The sequence below is a fragment of the Sphingomonas phyllosphaerae FA2 genome (assembly GCF_000427645.1).
Taxonomy (GTDB): Bacteria; Pseudomonadota; Alphaproteobacteria; order Sphingomonadales; family Sphingomonadaceae; genus Sphingomonas; species Sphingomonas phyllosphaerae.
Window position 1 is genome coordinate 1,384,104 of the sequence record NZ_KE386571.1, and the last position, 19,239, is coordinate 1,403,342.

The window sequence follows — 19,239 nt, forward strand, 5'->3', positions numbered from 1 at the left end:
GCGCACGGGACTGCCCTATGCTATCGGTTTGCCCCTGCTACCCACAGAACGTCCCCACCTGCGTTAAGGTTCACCGATCGGCAGGCGACGAAAAGAAAATCCGACAGCCGGTTCAGATAGATCAGCGCCTGCGGGTTTGCGTGTGGCGCGAGCGCGATCGCCGACCGCTCGGCACGGCGCACGATCGCGCGCGCCAGATGCAGCGCCGCCGCAGCGCCGCCGGGCAGCACGAAGCTGGTCAGCGGCGGGACATGCGCGTTGAGCGCGTCGATCTCCGCCTCCAGCCGCGCGACCTGCGCGGGCACGATCCGCAGGGTCATCTCGCCGGGTTCGTAATCGTCGCCCGGCGTCGCGAGATCGGCGCCGAGGTCGAACAGATCGTTCTGCACGCGGGTCAGCTGCTCGACCAAGGCAGCGTCGCCGAGTCCGGCGATCGCCACCCCGATCGCGCTGTTCGCCTCATCGACATCGCCGATCGCCTGCACGCGCGCATCAGTTTTCGCGACCCGGCTTCCGTCCGACAGCCCGGTCGTGCCCTCGTCACCAGTGCGTGTGTAGATGCGGTTAAGCCGGACCATCAGGTGCGCCCGGCGGCGAACAGGATGACGACCACGATCAGCACCGCCAGCGCCTGATAGAAGATGCGCATCTGCATCATCCGATTGGATTTAAGCTGCGCTGCGGTCGGCCCCTCCCCGCGCGCCTCGGCCGATGCGCTCTGGAGAAAGGAGACGATGCCGCGCACCAGCGCGACCACCGTGGCGATCATCGCCGCGACCAGCAGGATGACGAGAAAGGTATTCATGAACCGAAGCTAAGACGCGGAAGCACAAACGGCAATGGCTGTAGAACGCTCACCCCCTCCGGCCCGGCGAAAGCCGCGGCCCATTTGGGCAGCTGGGAGTGCACATCGCACTTCGTCGTGCCCGCCCTTCTTCCTTGATCCCGACTTGCACCGGGATGGCAGTGCTAAATGGCGGATCATGGGTCAAAAAGCGGGATCCCGGGTCAAGCCCGGGATGACGAGGACCTAGAATGACGAGGAGACGGTGGCGTGCCGCGCCGCGCTTACGCCGCGCCGTGGCAGTGCTTGTACTTGCGCCCCGACCCGCACGGGCACGGCGCGTTGCGGCTGACCACGCCTTCCCAGCTCGCCGGATCGTCGCCGAGATCGGCGGCGGTCGGCTGCGGAATCTGGAGCGGCGGGATCGTCGTCGTCACCAGCCCACGCGTGCCGGCGTCGATGTCGTTGGAATTGTCCTCACCGGTGAACGGGTCGAAGTGGGTGGTGATGAAGTCCGGCAGGTCAGGCAGCGGGGGCGGCGCCTGCATCTGGAATTGCGCGAAGGCGATCGTGCGCGTCACATCCTCGCGGATCGCGTCGAGCATCCGCTGGAAGAGGTTGAACGCCTCCTGCTTATACTCGTTGATCGGGGTCTTCTGCGCATAGGCACGCAGGTGGACGACCTGACGCAGTGCGTCGAGCATCGCGAGATGCTCCTTCCAGTGATGGTCGAGGTTCTGGAGCAGGATCGACTTCTCGACCTGCGTCCACGTTGCGGTGTCCAGTTCGGCGGCCTTCGCCTCGACCATCACATCGGCTTCGGCGAGGACCCGCTCGGTGACGATCTCGGGATCGAGCGCATCCTCGTTCAACCAATCGTCGACCGGTGGCGCGATGTTGAGAACCTCGGCCAGCCGCGTCTTCATTCCTTCGACATCCCATTGCTCGGGATAGGAATTGGGCGGGCACGCTTCGCCGACGATCGCATTGACCGTCTCGGCACGCATGTCGGTAACGACGTCACCGACGGTATCGGCATCCATGATGTCGGCGCGCTGTTCGTAGATCACCTTGCGCTGATCGTTCATCACGTCGTCATATTCGACGACCTGCTTGCGGATGTCGTAGTTGCGGGCCTCGACTTTCTTCTGCGCGGTTTCGATCGCCTTGGTCAGCCACTTGCTGCCGATCGCCTCGCCATCGTTGATGTTGTTGCGCATCATCTTGGCGAACAGCGTGTCCGGGCCGAAGATGCGTAGCAGATCGTCGTCGAGCGACAGGTAGAAGCGGCTGAGCCCCGGATCGCCCTGCCGACCCGAGCGACCGCGAAGCTGGTTGTCGATACGACGGCTCTCATGCCGCTCGGTCGCGAGCACGAACAGCCCGCCGGCTTCCAGCACCTTCTGCTTCTCGGCGGCGATCTCGGCGCGAATCTGCTCGATCGCGGCGTCACGCTCCGGCCCCTCGGGCATCCCGGCGAGTTCGTCCTCGACACGCATTTCGAGGTTGCCGCCCAGCTGAATGTCGGTGCCGCGGCCCGCCATGTTGGTGGCGATCGTCACCGCACCCAGCCGTCCGGCCTGCGCGACGATATGCGCCTCGCGCTCGTGATAGCGCGCGTTGAGCACCGAGTGATCGACGCCCTCCTGCCTCAGGAATTCGCTCAGCAGCTCGGACTTTTCGATCGACACGGTGCCGACCAGCACCGGCTGCCCCGTCTCGGCATGTTCGCGAATCTTCTTGGCGATCGCGCGGAACTTGTCCTGCGTGTCCTTGTAGAATTCGTCTTCCTCGTCGACGCGGTGCACCGGCTTGTTGGTCGGGATCGTGACGACGTTCATCTTGTAGATGTCGTAAAATTCCGCCGCTTCCGTCGCCGCGGTGCCGGTCATGCCCGCCAGCTTCGGGTACATGCGGAAGTAATTCTGGAAGGTGATCGAGGCCATCGTCTGGTTCTCGGGCTCGATCTGCACGCCCTCCTTGGCTTCCACCGCCTGGTGGAGCCCGTCCGACCAGCGACGGCCGTCCATCATGCGTCCGGTGAACTCGTCGATGATGACGACCTTGCCGTCCTTGACGATATAGTCGGTGTCGCGCTTGAACATCGCATTCGCGCGCAGCGCCTGGTTCAAGTGGTGGACGACCTGCGTGTTCTCGAAGTCGTACAGGTTCGCGCCCTGCAAGAGCCCGGCAGCCTCGAGCATCCGCTCGGCGCGCTCGGTGCCGTCCTCGGTAAGGACGATCGACTTCTGCTTCTCGTCCTTCTCGTAGTCCTCTTCGTTGAGTTGCTTCACGATCGCGTCGACACCGATGTATAGCTCGGACTTGTCGTCGGTCGGGCCGGAGATGATGAGCGGGGTTCGCGCCTCGTCGATCAGCACCGAATCGACCTCGTCGACGATCGCCATCGCGAACTGGCGCTGCACCATCTGACTGCGCTCGTACTTCATGTTGTCGCGCAGGTAATCGAAGCCGAATTCGTTGTTGGTGCCGTAGGTGATGTCGGCGGCATACGCGTTGCGGCGTTCGTCGTCGGACAGGTTGGGCACGATCACCCCGGTGGTCAGCCCGAGGAAGCGATAGACCCGGCCCATCCAGTCGGCGTCGCGGCTGGCGAGATAATCGTTGACGGTGATGACGTGGACGCCCTCGCCCGGCAGCGCGTTCAGATAGGTGGCGAGCGTCGCGACCAGCGTCTTGCCCTCGCCGGTGCGCATCTCGGCGATCTCGCCCCGGTGAAGCACGATGCCGCCGATCATCTGGACGTCGTAGTGCCGCTGCCCCAGCACGCGCTTCGCCGCCTCGCGAACGGTGGCGAACGCCTCGGGCAGCAACTGGTCGAGCGTCTCGCCATTCGCCAGCCGTTCGCGGAACAGCACCGTCTGGTTGGACAGCGTGGCGTCGTCCATCGCCTGCAACGCCGGTTCGTACGAGGCGATCTTGGCGAGGATCGGGTTGAGCGACTTGACGTAACGGTCGTTGGACGAACCGAAGAGCGACTTGGCAATACCGCCGAACATGGGCGTGATCCTGTATCTGGAAGCGGCGCGGCGGCGCCGGTGTCGGGCGGCCGCGCGGGAAGTGATGGCGTGATGGAGCGGGTCGCGCGCTATTCGCGCCGGCGGCCTGCGAAGAGCGGCTCGATCGCGACCAGCACGAACACGCGCGCGATCGGGGCGCTGCGGCTGACGAACGGGGTGGCGCGCGACGCAGCCGGACGCGTGGCCAGATGCCGCGCGGCAGAGGCGATCGCAGCAGCCTTCACCTGCTGCGCCACCGCCTGCGCCACCTGCGGCTGACGCGCCGTCCCCCCCACGCCGGTCAGCGCGGAGAGCAACGCAGAAAGGAGCAGCAGCAGATTCACGGGTGCGGACATAGGATGGGCAGACGCTCACGTCCACCACCCGCGCAGGTCATTCCTGGGACGACAACGCCCGGTAAGTGGTCGTGTTCGCTTCCATAGCGAAGATCTTCCGCGGAGCGGGACCCGGAAAGCTCGATGGATCGTAGACGGGGGTCATAAGGCACGGCGTTTCCTTGACCTCATGCTGCCCGTAAACATGATCTAGAAAGCCGTCATGACAATCGACAACCTCGCCGGCCGGATCGATGCTGAAACGTCGTAACCATTGCCAACCGATTTTTTCACCCGGCGGGAGTGATGGGGACGCAATCTCACGCCTGTCGAAGCGGCTCTGCGAAACAAAACGCAGCATGACTCGCCCCGTCAACTTATCTTGGTAGCGCAATCTCGAAGCCGCCTGTAGACGCAACGCACAATATCGGTCCCGTGGCGTACCCCCAAGATTTTTGTCACCCGTACAGGACTCAATTTCGTCGTCAGCATCAACGATCATAATGACTTCCGAGTAATCATCTTCTATTTCTACCGGTGTGATTGGTGCTGCGTCCAGTCGATACACCGCCTCCAGATCACCGCTCCATCCCGATGGTATTTTCAGCGATGCTGCCGGACGACACGGCGGTGTACGCAATTTGACGGGCAAGCGATCGGCCTCGCCGGCCACAATTGCCTCAGGGCAGCGGCTGGCCGACGGGTCTGCGGGAACGGTGTATTTGAACTCCAACCCTGCGACGAGGGTGCGCTTGGGTTCATCGTCGTCGACAATACGGGCACCCTGCCTGCTTTGCGTTGTCGATTCAGTGATCGTGACGAGGAGCCTTGGTGCCGGAGCGACTATTTTTGCTGCAAGTGCCAGTTCACTTGCACGTGCCGCGCAGATGCTGCTGTCGACGGATTCGGCGCTTTTACCTTTTGTTCTTATGCACGATAGCACGCTGCCATCTCGAGCAACGGTTGCTTCCAGCTTCCTCAGATGAACCCTAGGATCGTCAGCGGCAATCGATGCAGTCGATCCAGCCGTCGTCTGGGCGGCGACAGAAGAGTTTGTTCCGAAGGCGTTAGCAGCGCAAATGACGACAGCTACACGCATCATGCTCCATATGCGCGCCCTCGACATCACTCCCCCCTTTGCGAGACCCAGCCGCAAAGCTAAGGCGTCCCCATGTCGACGTCCATCTCGCCCCTCGCCACACCCTTCCCCGACATGACCCGTATTGACGGTGTCCGCCTTCGCGTCGGGCGCGCGCGCTATAAGGATTGGAACCGCACCGATCTGACCTTCGCCGAGCTGGCGCCGGGCACGACGGTCGCTGGCGTGCTGACGCAATCGAAGTGTCCGTCCCCCGAGGTCGAATGGTGCCGCAAGGCGCTGGTGCTCGGCGAGGCGCGCGCGTTGGTGGTGAACGCGGGTAACTCCAATGCCTTCACCGGCAACCGCGGGCGCGAGGCGGTCGAGGCGATCGCGGCACAGACCGCGCAGGCGATCGGCTGCCGACCCTCGGACGTGTTCGTCGCTTCGACCGGGGTGATCGGCGTGCCGCTGCCCATCGACAAGGCGCAGGCCGGGCTCGCCGCCGCCTTCGTCGCGCCCGAGGCGGACTGGCGCGCCGCCGCCGAGACGATCGGCACCACCGACACCTACCCGAAGGGCGCGAGCGCGACCGCGGTAGTCGACGGTCGCACGATCACGATCGCGGCGATCATCAAGGGTTCGGGGATGATCGCGCCGGACATGGCGACGATGCTCGGCTTCGTCTTCACCGACGCCGCGGTCGAGGCACCGTTCCTGCAGGCGGCGCTGTCGGCGGCGAACACGCGGACCTTCTCGTGCATCACGGTCGATGGCGACACCTCGACCAGCGACACCGTGCTGGCGTTCGCGACCGGAGCGGCGGGCAACACCCCGCTTGCCGATGACGACAGCGACGGCGCAGACGCGTTCCGCGCGGCGCTGGCGGACGTCTGTCGGCAACTCGCGCTACTAGTGGTGCGCGACGGCGAGGGTGCTACCAAGTTGATCGAGGTGACCGTTGAGGGCGCGGAGAGCGACCGTTCGGCACATCGCATCGCGATGTCGATCGCCAACTCGCCGCTGGTCAAAACCGCGATTGCCGGCGAGGACGCCAATTGGGGTCGCGTCGTCATGGCGGTCGGCAAGGCCGGCGAACCCGCCGAGCGCGACCGGCTGGCGATCCGCTTCGGCGCGACGCAGGTCGCCGAGGCCGGACTGGCGGTCACCGGTTACGACGAGGCACCCGTCGCCGCACATCTGAAAGGGCAGGAAGTAGAGATCGGGGTCGACCTCGGGCTCGGCGACGGGCGTGCCACGGTGTGGACCTGCGATTTGACGCACGGCTACATCTCGATCAACGCCGACTATCGGAGCTGACGCGCGCGATGCTGACGATCTGGGGGCGACTGAACTCGCACAACGTCAAGAAGGTCGTCTGGCTCGCCGACGAACTGGGGCTCAGCTATCGGCGTCACGATGTCGGCGGTGCGTTCGGGATGGACGACGCCTATCTGGCGAAGAACCCCAATGCGCTGATCCCGACGATAGAGGATGGCGACGTCGTGCTATGGGAGTCGAATGCGATCGTGCGCTATCTGGCGGCGCGGCACGGCGGCGACGCGCTATGGCCCGGCGATCCCGTGCAGCGCGCGCTCGCGGATCGCTGGATGGACTGGCAGTTCAGCTATGCCGAGGCGCAGCGGCCGGCGTTCGTCGGGCTCGTGCGTCAGTCGCCCGAGCAGCGCGACGCCGATGCGATCGAGCGCGCGACAGTAGCGTGCGGGCGGATGATGACGATCCTCGACGCGGCACTCTCGACGCAACCGTGGCTGTCGGGCGACGCATTCGGCCTCGGCGACGTGCCGGTGGGCGTGTACGCGCATACCTTCTTCGCGCTCGGGCTGGCGCGCGCGCCCGTGGCGCATGTCGCGGACTGGTATGAGCGGCTCAAGGCGCGCCCCGGCTATGCCGCGAACGTGATGATCCCGCTGACCTGAGGTCAACTGACCTCCCTCGTTATCGCGAAACAAGTCCGGGGCGACGGCATAAGTCAATCGGGGGTCAATCGGGCGCGGTGCGGATCACCTCGGCCGACCGAACCGCATCAACCAGGATGCTTCGATGCCACATCCCCATATGGCCGAAGCCCGGCAGGCTGAACCGCGACCGCTTCCCCTCGGGAAGCATCTCCCGCGCGTTCAAACGGATGCGGTAAGCAGTGCCATATCGCCGCGGCACAACCTTCGCGATGTCGCTCTTGGCGTCGACCGCCAGCCAGTAGACCTGCGCATCGGATGCCGGCCGTCGTCGCGCTTCGTCGTAGCTTTGCGCACCCTCGACGAAGAGTGATCCTTCGAATTCGTCGATCCACACGCCTTCGAAGGATCGTGCCGCGCGAAAACGGCGACAGTCACGATCGGGTCCGCGGACCACGAATTCCGCACCACCCGACCGGTCTTCACGCCGACACGCCGGCGTCTCGGCCGGGGCCGGGAGCGTGGCGGCGCCCTGTATCAACAACAGCGCCGCCAGGAACATCAGCCCAGTTCACCCTCGAGCCACGCCTTGAGCCGCCCCTTCGGCTCCGCACCGACCTTCGTCGCCGCCGGCACGCCGCCCTTGAACAGGATCATCGTCGGAATGCCGCGCACGCCGTACTGACCCGGCGCATCGGGATTCTCGTCGATGTTGAGCTTGGCGATCGTCACCTGCTCGCCCAGTTCCTCGCTGATCTCCTCCAGCGACGGGCCGATCATCTTGCACGGCCCACACCATTCCGCCCAGAAATCGACCAGAACCGGCTTGTCGGCGGACAGCACGTCGGTCTGGAAGCTGGCGTCGGTGATCTTCTTGGTGGCCATGTCATTACTCCTTGAATGCATTGAAACTAGGGTGCGGCGGGCGCACGCTCAACCACCGACGGGCAAGCTTTGCTCCGGGCCCGAGAAGCGCCGCTTGACGGGATCGAGCAGCGCGGCGGGCAAGTCGATCAGCCGCGGCCCGGCGGTATAGAGCAACGCCACCTCGACCCGCGTGTCAGGAAAGATCACCTCCAGCGCCGCATGATAGGCGGCCATCTGACGCAGGTGATAGTCCGGCACCGTATCGACACCCTCGGGGACGCTGCGCCCGGTCTTGTAGTCGATCGCGCGCACGACGCCGTCGCCGATTAGCAACCGGTCAACGGTGCCGGAGATCACGCGCCCGCTCGGCAACGTCGCGGCGATCGGGGCCTCGGCGAGCGCGGCGGGGCCGAACAGCGCGGCGTAGGTCGGATCGTCCAGCACCGCCATCACCGGGCGGAGCACGCGTTGCGGATCGTCGACGCCGCGTGCGGTCAGCCAGCGCAGCGCCGCCGCTTCGCGCGCGGTGGGCGCGAGCGGAGGAAGTCGTTCGAACAACGCATGCATCAACGTGCCGCGTTCGGCCGCACCGCGCGCGGCGGGCGCGGGCGGCGCGTCGCTGACCGCATCCTCGCCGACCGAGGACGGGGTCAACGGTCGCGGCGGCTTGGCGTCTTCGGGGGCGGGACGACGTGCCCAGTCGGGAAGCGCGACCGCGAGATCGTTCGCCTCCCCCGCCCCGCCCTTCGCCGCGACGGGCAGCGCGGGTTTGCGCCCGGCGAACACCCGCTCGCCCTCGCCACCGACGCCCAGCGCGTCGAGCGTGCGCGCGGCCGCGGCGTACCAGCTGGATTCGGGCGGCACGCCCTGCCATTTGGCGCTCAGCGATCCGGCGATCACCAGCCGTTCCTCGGCGCGCGTCGCGGCGACATAGAACAGCCGCCAATGCTCCTGCCGTTCGCGCGCCTCGACCTGCGCCATCGCCGCATCGATCGCGCCCGCCCGTTCGGCGGTGCGCGGGCGGAACACCGGGATCGGCTTCTCCATCCCCTCCGGCGTCCACATCAACGTCGAGCGTGGGGAAGCGTCGGGATCGGCGGTAGCGTCGGCCAGGATCACCAGCGGTGCCTGCAAACCCTTCGCGCCATGCGCGGTCATCACCCGCACGGCATCCAGCGGCGCGGCGGCATCGCGAACAATTTCGACCTCGTCGCGCTCGAACCAGTCGAGGAAGCGTTGTAGGGACGGCGTCGAGCCGGTCTCGAAGTCGAGTGCGGCGTTGAGCAATTCCTCGATCGGATCGCGCGCCTCCTCGCCGAGCCGCGCGAGCAGCTTGCGCCGCCCGTCGAGCGGCCCGGACAGGAGCATCTCAAGAAACTGATATGGCGTGTCGAAATCGGCGCTCGCCAGCAGCCCGGCGATCGGGGCGACATGCGCGGCATGATGGCGCGCCAGATGCCGCCACAGCGGGCCCTGCCGCTCCACCGCGCGCGTCATCAATTCGTCCTGCGTCCAGCCGATCAATGGCGAGACGAGCAGGCTGGCGAGGCTGAGATCATCGTCGGGCTGGAGCACGAAGCGGACGGCGGCGAGCAGGTCCTGCACCGCGAGCGGCGCGGACAGCCGCAGCCGGTCGACCCCCGCCACCGGCACGCCCTCGGCATAGAGGCGCGCGACCAGCAATTGCGCCAGCTCGCCGCGCCGTTTGACGAGGATCATCACGTCCTCCGGGCGCAGCCGGCGTCCCTTGCTTTCCAGCACCATGCCGCCGTTTTCGAGCGGGCCGAGCCAGCGCTTCACGGCTTGCGCGATGCGGGTGGCGTTGGCGCGGACCGCATCGTCGATCCAGCCTTCCTCGCCGCCCTCCTCGGCATCACTCGCCCCTGCTGCGATCGGTGGCCACAATATTACCGCGCCTGGACCAGTGACTTGGCTGGCGTGCGGCGGGATGGCGTCTGCCGAGCCAAGGCCGGCAGCGCCAATGGTTTCGATTGCTTGATCGACAAATTCCAGCACAGGCGCGGTGGAGCGAAATGAATCAGTCAGCGAAAGGCGGTCGAATGGTAAACCTCGCTCGTAATCAGGCATAAGATCATCACCCGATACTTCTTGGGCCTTTCGGGCGAAATGTTCCTCGGCCGCTACAAAGAATAAAGGATCGGTGCCCTGAAAGCCGAAGATCGCCTGCTTTAGATCGCCGACCGTGAACAATGTACGTACCGAGGGCGCGTATACGCCGCGTCCGACGAAATACTCATCCACCAGCGCGCGGATGATCGTCCATTGCGCGACGTTCGTGTCCTGCGCCTCGTCGACCAGAACGTGTTCGGTGATCTGGTCGAGCTTGTAGCGGATCCATTCGCCGATGCCCTCCTGGCGCAGCAAGGACACCGCGGCATCGATCAAGTCATTGAAATCGACCGCGCCGCTGTGGCGTTTGGCCGCCGCATAGCCGCGTGCATAGTCGCGCCCGACCTCCAGCGCGGCGCCCAGCGAGTCCGCGTAGGCGGCGCGGGTGCGGAGTGACAGCAACTCGCCGCACCAGCCGTGCATCCGCATCGCGTGGTCGGCGTAATCGGCGTCGGCCGGGGCGCGTCCCTTGCCGAAGGACATTGGATCGCCGTCCTTTTTCGCCCAGACGCCGTGCAACCGGTCGAGCGTCGCGGCGCGTTCGTCGGCGTCCGCGGCGAGCCATGCGCCGATCGTTTCGGCGCGGTCGATGCCGCTCTTCGTCCCCCAGCCGCGATTGAGCGATGCGATCGTGTCCAGCGTCGCACGATCGATCGCTTCGGTGCCGCACGCGTCGCGAATATATGGGGCAATATCGCCGAGCGGGAGCCCGAGTTGCGTCCGTATGAACGGTGCGATCCCGCTCGGGAGCGATTGGAGCGCATCATGCGCGCGCGCGCAATCGGCGAGGAATTGCTCCGCCCCCTGTTCGCCGAGCCGCAGGCTGAGCGCGCCGATCGTCTCGACCGGGCGGGTACTCCCGTCGCGCTCGGCCTGCACCAGAAGGTCGGACAGCGCCTGGCGGCGGAGCAGCGCTTCCTCGCGCGGCTCGATCGGGCGGAAGCCGGGGACCAGCCCGGCCTCGATCGGGAAGGCGGCGAGTAGTCCCTGGCAGAAGCCGTGGATCGTCTGGATGCGCAAGCCCCCGCCCGGTGCGTCGAGGACGCGTGCGAACAGCGTGCGCGCGCGAGCGATCATCGCCGGCGTGACCCGCTCGCCCAGCGCGGCGAGATCGGCGGCCAGATCGGTGTCGGGCATCCGCACCCAGGCCGCAAGCTGGCGATTGACGCGCGCCGCCATCTCCGCCGCGCCCGCCTTGGTGAAGGTGAGGCACAGGATCGCGGACGGCTCGACATCGCGCAGCAGGAGACGGAAGACGCGCGCGGCGAGCACCTGCGTCTTGCCGGTGCCGGCCGAGGCGGACAGCCAGACATGCGCCTCCGGCCGGCTGGCGCGGAGCTGCGCGTCCTTGAGCTGCGGGAGCGGGGTGACGGCGCGGGGGGTCATCGGTGCGCCTCCCTCGTCAGTCGCCCGATCAGTCCCGTCGATTTAGCCCCCCCCTTCGTCATTCCCGCGCAGGCGGGAATCCAGACACGCTGACGTCGCACCCCCATCGCGGAGGTCCGAGGTTCTGGATTCCCGCCTTCGCGGGAATGACGGAGGGTGGCGCGACTAAGCATCGCGGCCGTACCATTCATCGCGGCGCATCAATTGATCGTATTCCGCATAGGGGGCGAATTCTGGGTGGAGCTTGGCCGTGAACGCCTCTTCCCCCGTCAACCAGCGTGCGGCGGCCTCGGCGAAGCTGTCACGCGCGATGCGGACGAAATCATCGGTCATGATCCGCCCGCCCTTGCCCGCGGGATCGGCCGGGCTCGACACCGCACCGAACGTATCGCCCTTCTTCGCGAGCGACCAATATTCGAAGGCGGTCGCGGCGCCCGTCACGCGATCGAACCCGCCCGCCTCGGCGATCGCGCCGAGCAGTCCGAGTTGCAGGTTGAACCCGCCGCGTACCGCCGCGACCGAGGGCGCCTTGCCGGTCTTGTAATCGACGATCCCCAGCCCGCCGTCGGGCATCCGGTCGATCCGGTCGAAGCGTCCGGTCAGCTCGATCCCCGACAGCTCCGCCTTGCCGCGGCCCTCGACCGCCAGCACCTTTCGCCCGGCGAGGCGATCCGACAGCGTCTTCGCCGCGACCCATTCGAACGCCGCGACGAGCCGCGGCTGCCACAAGGCACGCAGCAGCGGGTGGGTCGCAGGATCGGCGAGCAAGGTCACCGCGCGCGGCAGCAGCTTTTCGGGATCGCACGCATCCTCGCGCGCCCATGCCTCCAGCACCGCATGGACCGCGGTGCCGCGCCACGCCGCGCTGGGATCGGCATCGACCGGGTCGAGCGCCGACAGCTTCAGGATCCGCCGCGCGTAGAAGGCGAAGGGATCGGCCTTCAACCGGTCGACTTCCGTCACCGAGATCTGCCGCGGGCGCAGCCGCATCGGCGGCATCGGTTCGGGGCGATCGGCGGGCGTCGGCACGCGCGTGCCGTCGAGCGCGCGCGCCCACGCCGCCAGCGTATTGTCACGCGGGAAGCGCTCGCCGGTCATCGCCTCCAGCCGCAGCCAGAAGCGCGAGGCGAGCGCGGGCGAGCGCGCGTCGCGGCGTGCGCGGGTGAGCACGACCTGCCGCGCCCCAAGCGCCTGCCCGAAATCATGCGCCGCGACGCCGATCCCGCGCTCCAGCCCCGGCAGCCCGAGTTCGGCGCGGACGCGCGGGGCAAGCCACGGATCGGGCGCGGGCAGCCCCGGCCATGTTCCTTCGTTGAGCCCGGACAGGATCATCAGGTCGGCGCGTTGCAGCCGCGCCTCCATCAAACCGTAGATCGCGAGCCGCGGATGACGCTCACGCGGCAACAGCCGGATCGCAATCTCGTCCATCAACATTCGCAGCAGCGGCGCGAAGCCGGCAGGGGCGACCTGCTGCGGGCCAAGCGGCGCCTGCGTTTCGAGGCCGGTGAGCAGATCGGCGGCGGCGCGACCGGCGGGGCCGCGCCATGCCTCGTCGCCGGCCAGCAAAGTGGCGGCCTCGCGCAGACAGGCGACCAGTTCCGGCAAGGTCGCCATCGACATGCCGAACCCGCGCGCCACCGGCTCCAGCAACGGGCGGGCGGCACGCCACCATTCGGCGGCGCGCGCATGGGCCGGATGCGCGGCGAGATGGCGATCGATGCCGTCCAGCCCCGGCGCCGGCCGTGGTCCGCGCAAGGCGCGATCGAGGCGGCGCACCCCGTCGAGCCATTCGCCACGCGCGTCGCCGAGCCGCACCAGCGGATGCTTGAGCAGCGTCAGCAACGCCATCGGCGCGAAATCCTGCGCTGCCGCCTCGACGATCGCGGTCAACAGCGTGCCCGGTGGCAGGATCGCGAGCGCGCGCCCGGCGCTGTCGTCGACCTCGATATTCCAGCGCCGGCAATGCGCCGCGACGCGCCGCGCGAGCATCCGATCGGGGGTGACCAGCGCGGCGGTGAGGCCCGGCGTCTCGACCGCCTCACGCAGCTTGAGCGCGATCGCCTGCGCTTCCTCGGCGGGGGTCGCCAGTTCGACCGCGGTGACGCCGGTCAGCCGGCGATCGGCCGCATCGAGCCGCGTCCATTTGGCAGTGAAGCGCGCCGGGGCCAGCGCGTTGGCGATCGCGCGCCCGCGCGCGGCGGTCGCGTCATGCTCGCTGCCGCCGGTCCAGCGCGACACCTCGTCACGCGCCGCACCGATCCGTTCGAGCAGCAGCTTGAGGTGGAATTGCGGATGGACCTCGATCGCGCGCGCGCGCAGCCCGGTGACAGGATCGGGTTCGTGCGGGCCGAGCGCCGCCCATTCCTCATCGGGCAGCGTCAGATCGAGATCAGCGAAGACCACCATGCCCTTCGGCAAATCCGCGACGGTTCGCAGCAGCCGCGCGACGGCGGGCGCGGGATCGGTGATCCCGGCGGCGCAGACGAAACTGTCGGGCGGCGATGTGCGCCAGCGCGCCGCCTGTTGATCGAGCAAGCGGATGCGCTTCTCGGCGGCGTCGATCGCGCCGAGCCGGTCCCGCTCGGCCGGCCAGCGATCGAGCAGGATGCGGAACAGGCGGAGCGCGGTTTCCCAATGGTCCGACAGCCCCTCGCCCGGATCGATCCCGGCAAGCCGCGCAGGCGGGACTTCCTCGACGATCAACTGATCGAGCGTCGCGGCGAGATCGCCGGCCAGCCGCACCGCCTCCGCAGCGTCGACCGGGCGGCCCGCGGCGGCGCGTTCCTCCTCGACCAAGCGCGCGAGGATCAGCCGTCGTTGCAGCGGGTCGATCGCCGGTGGCAGCGGCGGCACCGCATCGGCGGGATCGAGCGCCGCACCGACGCTGGCGTCCAGTTCCTCGCCGCCCAGCGCGACGATCCGCGGCAACAGCAGCGCGCCGCCGCTCGCGCGCACGAACGCCTCGCGCACCGCCAGCCCGCCACGGTTGTTGGGCACCAGCACCGTCCCGCGCGCCAGCGCCAGCCGATCGCCGCCGAACCGCCGCAACAACCCGGCGACCAGCGCGTCGGCGAAGGCGCGATGCGCGGGGATCGTGTAGAGCCGTAGACCCCGCTCGGCCGGCGGGGCGGCGTCAGCCATCCGCGAGCAGCGCCTCGGTCCGCGCGATCGCCCCCGGCACGTTCACTTCCGACCAGAGCCCCTGGTGGACGAGCCCGTAAGCGCGCCCCGCCTCGATCGCGCGGTTCCAGAAGATGTTGGTCGAGAACGGCCCCTCGGGCCAGTCGCGGATCAGCCGCGGCGAGACGATCTGCACGCCGGTGAACACGAACGGCGCGACGCGACCGGGCTTGCGCCGGCCGCTGATCCGCCCATCGGGAGCGAGGTGGAAATCGCCCTGCCCGTTGTGGTTATGCGCGCGCGCATAGGGGACCATCAGCAGCAGCGCGTCCATCGTCGCATCGTCCCAGCGATCCGCGAGTTGCCGGATCGCGTCGGTCGGCCCGTCGAGCCACAGATTATCGCCGTTGACGACGATGAACGGCTCGTCGCCGAGCAGCGGCAGCGCGCGGACGATCCCGCCGCCGGTTTCCAGCAATTGCGTGCGCTCGTCCGAGATCACGACCTCGATATCATGGACGCGGTGGCGCAGATGCGCCTCCAGCGCGTCGGCGAGATAATGGACGTTGACGACCGCACGCTCGACCCCGGCGGCGCGCAGCCGATCGAACACATGGTCGATCAGCGCGCGCCCGCGCACCTCGACCAGCGGCTTGGGACGGGTGGCGGTCAACGGACGCATCCGCTTGCCGACGCCCGCGGCCATCACCATCGCGGTGCGGGGCACGCGCGAGCCCGGATCGGGGCGGATGTAGCGCGGACGCGTCATGCCAGCCCCCGCGCTTCGGCGAGCAGCAATGGATCGCCGCGCCATTCCGGCGGCAGATGGTCGTCGAACCAGCGCGCGACCGGCGCCAGCGCGGGATCGGTCAGGTCGCGCTCAAGATACGCCCAGACGCGCGGGCATAAAGCGGCGTAGCGCGGCTTGTCGTCGCGCTTCCACAGCCGCGCAAAAATGCCGAGGATCTTGGCGTTCCGCTGCGCGCCGAGCACGCGATAGGCGCGCAGGAAAGCGTCGCCCTCGCCGGTCGCCGTGCGGTAGCGGGCGAGCATCGCCTCCTCGATCGTCGGATCGACGTCGCGGCGCGCGTCCTGAAGCAAGGACACGAGGTCATAGGCAGGGTGCCCTGCCAGCGCGTCCTGGAAGTCGAGCAACCCGAGGGTTCTATCGGCGCCGACCAGCATCAGGTTCTCGGCATGATAGTCGCGCAACACCGTGACCGGGGTCGCGCCCTCGACATGGTGGAGCACCGCGTCCCATGCCGCGCGATAGCCGGCGGCATCGACGTCCGCGCCGACCGCCGGGCAATACCATTCGACCAGCAATGCGGCCTCGCGCTGCAGCTCGGCGCGGTCGTAGGCGCGCCACGGTCCCGCCGGCTGGGCGCGCAACGCCACCAGCAGGTCGATCGCCGCCTCGTACAGCGCGACCGCCGCATCGGCGTCGGCATCGGCGGTTTCGCGCAGCCGGACGTCGCCGAAATCCTCCAGCAGCACGAGGCCCCGGTCGAGATCGACCGCGTGGATCGCCGGCGCGGCGAAGTGGTGCTCTGCCAGCCATTCAGCGACGGCGAGGAACGGCCGCGGATCTTCCTGCGGCGGGGGCGCGTCCATCAGGATCGCACGGCGCGCGCCGGCATGGACGCGGAAATAACGCCGGAACGAGGCATCGCCGGCCAGCGGCTCGATCCGCGCGCCGCCCCATCCGTGTGCGTCGAGAAAGGCCGGCGCATCCGCCGGCGGAATCATCGTGGCCATCGCCCGTCCCAAGCGTCGGGCGCTTCCCAAGTCAAGCGACGTGCGCCATCCGGGGCCATCGCGATGTCCAGCGCCAGCGCCTCGGGCCAGCGCCCCGCGCCCGCGCGCTCCGGCCATTCGACCAGCAACGCCGCGTCGTGCCGCGCCTCCTCCAGCCCGAGTTCGTCGACCTCGCCCGGATCGTCGAGCCGATAGAGATCGATATGCAGGATCGGCAGCCGCACCTCCGGCGGGTCATAGGGCTGGACGATCGCGAAGGTCGGGCTCGGCGCTTCCTCCGCCAGCCCCAGTGCGGCGAGCACCCCGCGCGCGAGGCTGGTCTTGCCCGCGCCCAGCCCGCCGGTCAGCGTCACGACATCGCCGGGGCGCAGCACCGCGGCGAGCCGCGCGCCGACCGCCGCCGTCGACGGCACGTCCGCCAGCCACTCCTCGCCGCGCCTCATCGCCGCGGCAGGTCGACGGTGACGGTCGTACCGACGTCCGGGCTGCTGTGCAGCGCGATCGTCCCGCCGTGCGCCTCGACGAATTGCTTGGCGAGCGGCAGCCCGAGGCCCAGCGCGCGCTCCCCCGCCGGGGCGGTGCCGTCACCCGCAAAGCGATCGAAGGCGCGCGCCAGTTGCTCGGGCGTCATGCCGGGGCCGTTGTCGGTCACCACGATCCGCGCGCCGCGGGCGTTGCCGTCGACCGACAGCGCGACGCGGCCATGTTCGGGCGCAGCGCCGATCGCGCGCCGCAACAAATGCTCCACCACCTCGCGGATGCGCCGCGCGTCGCCGGTCAGCCGCCCGGCCGAACGCTGCACCTCGATCGCCAGGTCGATGTGATGCCGCCGCGCGGTGGCACGCAGCGCATCGACCGCCGCGCGCGCCACCGCGGCCACGTCGATGTCGGCGCGCTCCAGCGGGCGCGCGCCGCTGTCGGTGGAGGTGAGATCGAGCACGTCGTCGATCAACAAGCCGAGCCGGTCGACCGAATCGAGGATGGCATCGAGATAGGCGATCGCGTCGGGCGACAATTCGCCGGCATAGCCGCCGTGCAGCATCTCCGCGAAGCCGCTGATCGAGGTCAGCGGGGTGCGCAATTCGTAGCTCATGTTCGCGACGAACGCGGTCTTCACCTGATCGGCGGCCTCCAGCGCATCGTTACGTTCGCGCAGCGCCTGCTCCATTGCGCGGCTGTCGCTGATGTCGAGCATCGTGAACAGCGCGTTGCCGTCCGGCAGCGGCACCGCCGCGAACTCGAACTGCCGCCCGTCCGCCAGCGCGATATGACCGGCGCGCTGCTGCCGCTCGATCGTGGCGGTGCGCACCAGCTCGGCGATCGAGCGCGCGCGGCGCGGGTTCGAGAGTTTCGGCGCGACCTTCTCCGCGATCACGTCGACGCGCGGATGGCCGGTGAGGAATTCCTCCTCGAGATCCCACAAGGCGCGGAAGCGGTTGTTCCACAGCTGCAGACGCCCGTCGCCCGAAAAGACGCCCAGCGCCTCGAACAGATTGTCGAACGTCGCAGTCCGCACGCGCAGCAACGTGTCGCGCGCGCTGGCGAGCTGCACCTGTTCGGTGCGATCCTCGAAGAACACCATCAACCCGCCGTCGGGGATCGGCTGCGCCACGACGCGCAAGTGCGTGCCGCCGGGCAGATGCCAGTTTTCCTCGACCGCAGTGTCCGCGTTGACGAACCAGCCGCGCCGTTCCGCCTTCCAGCCGGGGAAATCGCGCACCTCGGGCACGCGATTGGCCTCGCGCATCCGCTCCAGCACGCGGTCGAACTCCGGCCGGTCGGCGAGCCATTCCAGTCGCATCGCGAACATCCGCCGGAACGGCTGGTTGCAGAACACCAGGCTGCGATCGCCCCCGAATTGCGCCACGCCCGCCGACAGCCGATCAAGCATCGCGCGCTGCGCATCGGCGAAGCGCCGCTCGCGCAGGTGGCTCTGCTCCAGTTCCTCGATGTCGATCGCATAGCCCGCAACGCCACCGACGGGCAGCGGCACGTCGTGGATGCGCAGCGAGCGCCGCGCACCGCCGATCGTCGCCGGCAGCACCCGCTGCTGCGGCCGCCCCTCGTCGCGCGCCAACGCCGCGCCCGCGGTCGGGCTGCCCTGCCCCGATCCGTCGACCAGCTCCAGCCCGCGCCCGACGACGTCGGCAGCATCGCTGCCCTCGACCGCGGTGACATAGGCCGAGTTGACCATCGCCAGTTGCAGGTCGCCGTCGCGGTACCACATCGGCAAAGGCGCCGCCTCGACCAGCCCGGTCAGCGCGTCGAACGCGTCGGACAGGTCCTCGCAATCGGCGCGCAGCCGGCGCATCTCGCCCTCGCTGGCGGTCGAATCGTAGAACCACATAATGACCGCATCGCCGCGGCGATCGCCCTGCACCGTCAGCGTCCGGCCGTCGTCGCGCGCGTGGATGGTGTGGGTGAAGCTGCGCGCCGACCGCTGACAGGCGGAAAGCCCGTTCGACAGCGCCTGCGCCTCGCTGGAGTGCAGCCCCCACCCCGCGGCCTCAACCTCTTGCAGATAGCCGGGAATGTCGCTGAACCCCAGCCAGTCGGCGACGCGGCGCGCCATCTCGACCCGGCCGTCCGGCAACACCACCATCGGCTGCATCGGCGCGGCGGCCAGCAACGTCTCGATCGTTTCGCGCTCGCGCACCGCCTCGATCGCGCCGGCACGCGCACGCAGCCCCAGCGCGATCAGCACGGCACCGACCAGCACGAGCAACAGGACGACCGCACCGATCGCAACCGCAATGCTCGGCGAAACCTGCGTCATAGAACGTGGGACATCCGCGACATGCGGCTTGTCTAGGGTCGGCGTTCCCTACGGGCAAGCGGTGCG

Annotated in this window: 15 protein-coding genes; 2 read left to right on the top strand and 13 right to left on the bottom strand. The window is 68.3% G+C overall.

Annotation, left to right across the window (positions count from 1 at the left end; genetic code table 11):
- Nucleotides 1-20: 20 nt before the first annotated feature.
- The 5 genes from SPHPH_RS0106965 to SPHPH_RS21070 form a co-directional block, all read right to left on the bottom strand.
- Nucleotides 21-578, bottom strand: a complete 558-nt coding sequence (locus SPHPH_RS0106965; protein WP_028966052.1) for a cob(I)yrinic acid a,c-diamide adenosyltransferase — start codon at nucleotides 576-578, stop codon at nucleotides 21-23.
- Nucleotides 578-805 (bottom strand): twin transmembrane helix small protein, encoded by a 228-nt coding sequence (locus tag SPHPH_RS0106970; RefSeq protein WP_028966053.1) that lies wholly within the window; start codon nucleotides 803-805, stop codon nucleotides 578-580. The genes SPHPH_RS0106965 and SPHPH_RS0106970 overlap by 1 nt, the downstream gene beginning before the upstream one ends.
- 263 nt (nucleotides 806-1,068) lie before the next feature.
- Nucleotides 1,069-3,804, bottom strand: coding sequence for a preprotein translocase subunit SecA (gene secA / locus SPHPH_RS0106975; protein ID WP_028966054.1), 2,736 nt, complete (start codon nucleotides 3,802-3,804; stop codon nucleotides 1,069-1,071).
- A gap of 89 nt (nucleotides 3,805-3,893) precedes the next feature.
- Nucleotides 3,894-4,160 carry a hypothetical protein gene (locus SPHPH_RS0106980; RefSeq protein ID WP_156025867.1) on the bottom strand — a complete coding sequence of 89 codons (267 nt, stop codon included), beginning with the start codon at nucleotides 4,158-4,160 and terminating at the stop codon, nucleotides 3,894-3,896.
- A 37-nt stretch (nucleotides 4,161-4,197) separates the two neighbouring features.
- The gene (locus SPHPH_RS21070; RefSeq protein WP_156025869.1) at nucleotides 4,198-5,265 is read right to left on the bottom strand and encodes a hypothetical protein; all 1,068 of its coding nucleotides are present in this window, start codon (nucleotides 5,263-5,265) and stop codon (nucleotides 4,198-4,200) included.
- Nucleotides 5,266-5,310: 45 nt separating this feature from the next.
- On the opposite strand from SPHPH_RS21070, the gene argJ reads away from it, so the two are divergent.
- Together argJ and SPHPH_RS0106990 are read left to right on the top strand one after the other, a co-directional pair.
- A complete protein-coding gene (argJ, locus tag SPHPH_RS0106985) occupies nucleotides 5,311-6,537 on the top strand; it encodes a bifunctional glutamate N-acetyltransferase/amino-acid acetyltransferase ArgJ (RefSeq protein ID WP_028966056.1) in 1,227 nt (408 codons plus the stop codon).
- A gap of 8 nt (nucleotides 6,538-6,545) precedes the next feature.
- Entirely contained in the window at nucleotides 6,546-7,157 is a 612-nt protein-coding gene (locus tag SPHPH_RS0106990; protein WP_028966057.1) for a glutathione S-transferase family protein, read from the top strand.
- A gap of 64 nt (nucleotides 7,158-7,221) precedes the next feature.
- Here SPHPH_RS0106990 and SPHPH_RS0106995 read toward each other — a convergent pair whose 3' ends face one another.
- The 8 genes from SPHPH_RS0106995 to SPHPH_RS0107030 all read right to left on the bottom strand — a co-directional run bounded on the left by SPHPH_RS0106995 (nucleotide 7,222) and on the right by SPHPH_RS0107030 (nucleotide 19,173).
- Nucleotides 7,222-7,698 carry a hypothetical protein gene (locus SPHPH_RS0106995; RefSeq protein WP_028966058.1) on the bottom strand — a complete coding sequence of 159 codons (477 nt, stop codon included), beginning with the start codon at nucleotides 7,696-7,698 and terminating at the stop codon, nucleotides 7,222-7,224.
- Nucleotides 7,698-8,021: a thioredoxin TrxA gene (gene trxA / locus SPHPH_RS0107000; RefSeq protein ID WP_028966059.1), complete on the bottom strand. Its 324-nt coding sequence runs from the start codon at nucleotides 8,019-8,021 to the stop codon at nucleotides 7,698-7,700. The genes SPHPH_RS0106995 and trxA overlap by 1 nt, the downstream gene beginning before the upstream one ends.
- Before the next feature lie 48 nt (nucleotides 8,022-8,069).
- Nucleotides 8,070-11,519 (bottom strand): double-strand break repair helicase AddA, encoded by a 3,450-nt coding sequence (addA, locus tag SPHPH_RS0107005; protein WP_028966060.1) that lies wholly within the window; start codon nucleotides 11,517-11,519, stop codon nucleotides 8,070-8,072.
- Nucleotides 11,520-11,684: 165 nt separating this feature from the next.
- Nucleotides 11,685-14,660, bottom strand: coding sequence for a double-strand break repair protein AddB (gene addB, locus SPHPH_RS0107010; protein WP_028966061.1), 2,976 nt, complete (start codon nucleotides 14,658-14,660; stop codon nucleotides 11,685-11,687).
- Nucleotides 14,653-15,408, bottom strand: coding sequence for a nucleotidyltransferase family protein (locus SPHPH_RS0107015; RefSeq protein WP_028966062.1), 756 nt, complete (start codon nucleotides 15,406-15,408; stop codon nucleotides 14,653-14,655). The genes addB and SPHPH_RS0107015 overlap by 8 nt, the downstream gene beginning before the upstream one ends.
- On the bottom strand, nucleotides 15,405-16,388 hold the full coding sequence (locus SPHPH_RS0107020; protein WP_028966063.1) for an aminoglycoside phosphotransferase family protein: 984 nt from the start codon (nucleotides 16,386-16,388) through the stop codon (nucleotides 15,405-15,407). Before SPHPH_RS0107020 ends, SPHPH_RS0107015 begins: the two co-directional genes overlap by 4 nt.
- Nucleotides 16,385-16,840, bottom strand: coding sequence for a tRNA (adenosine(37)-N6)-threonylcarbamoyltransferase complex ATPase subunit type 1 TsaE (gene tsaE / locus SPHPH_RS0107025; protein ID WP_037488230.1), 456 nt, complete (start codon nucleotides 16,838-16,840; stop codon nucleotides 16,385-16,387). The genes SPHPH_RS0107020 and tsaE overlap by 4 nt, the downstream gene beginning before the upstream one ends.
- Entirely contained in the window at nucleotides 16,837-19,173 is a 2,337-nt protein-coding gene (locus tag SPHPH_RS0107030) for a sensor histidine kinase (RefSeq protein WP_028966065.1), read from the bottom strand. The genes tsaE and SPHPH_RS0107030 overlap by 4 nt, the downstream gene beginning before the upstream one ends.
- Nucleotides 19,174-19,239: the final 66 nt, after the last annotated feature.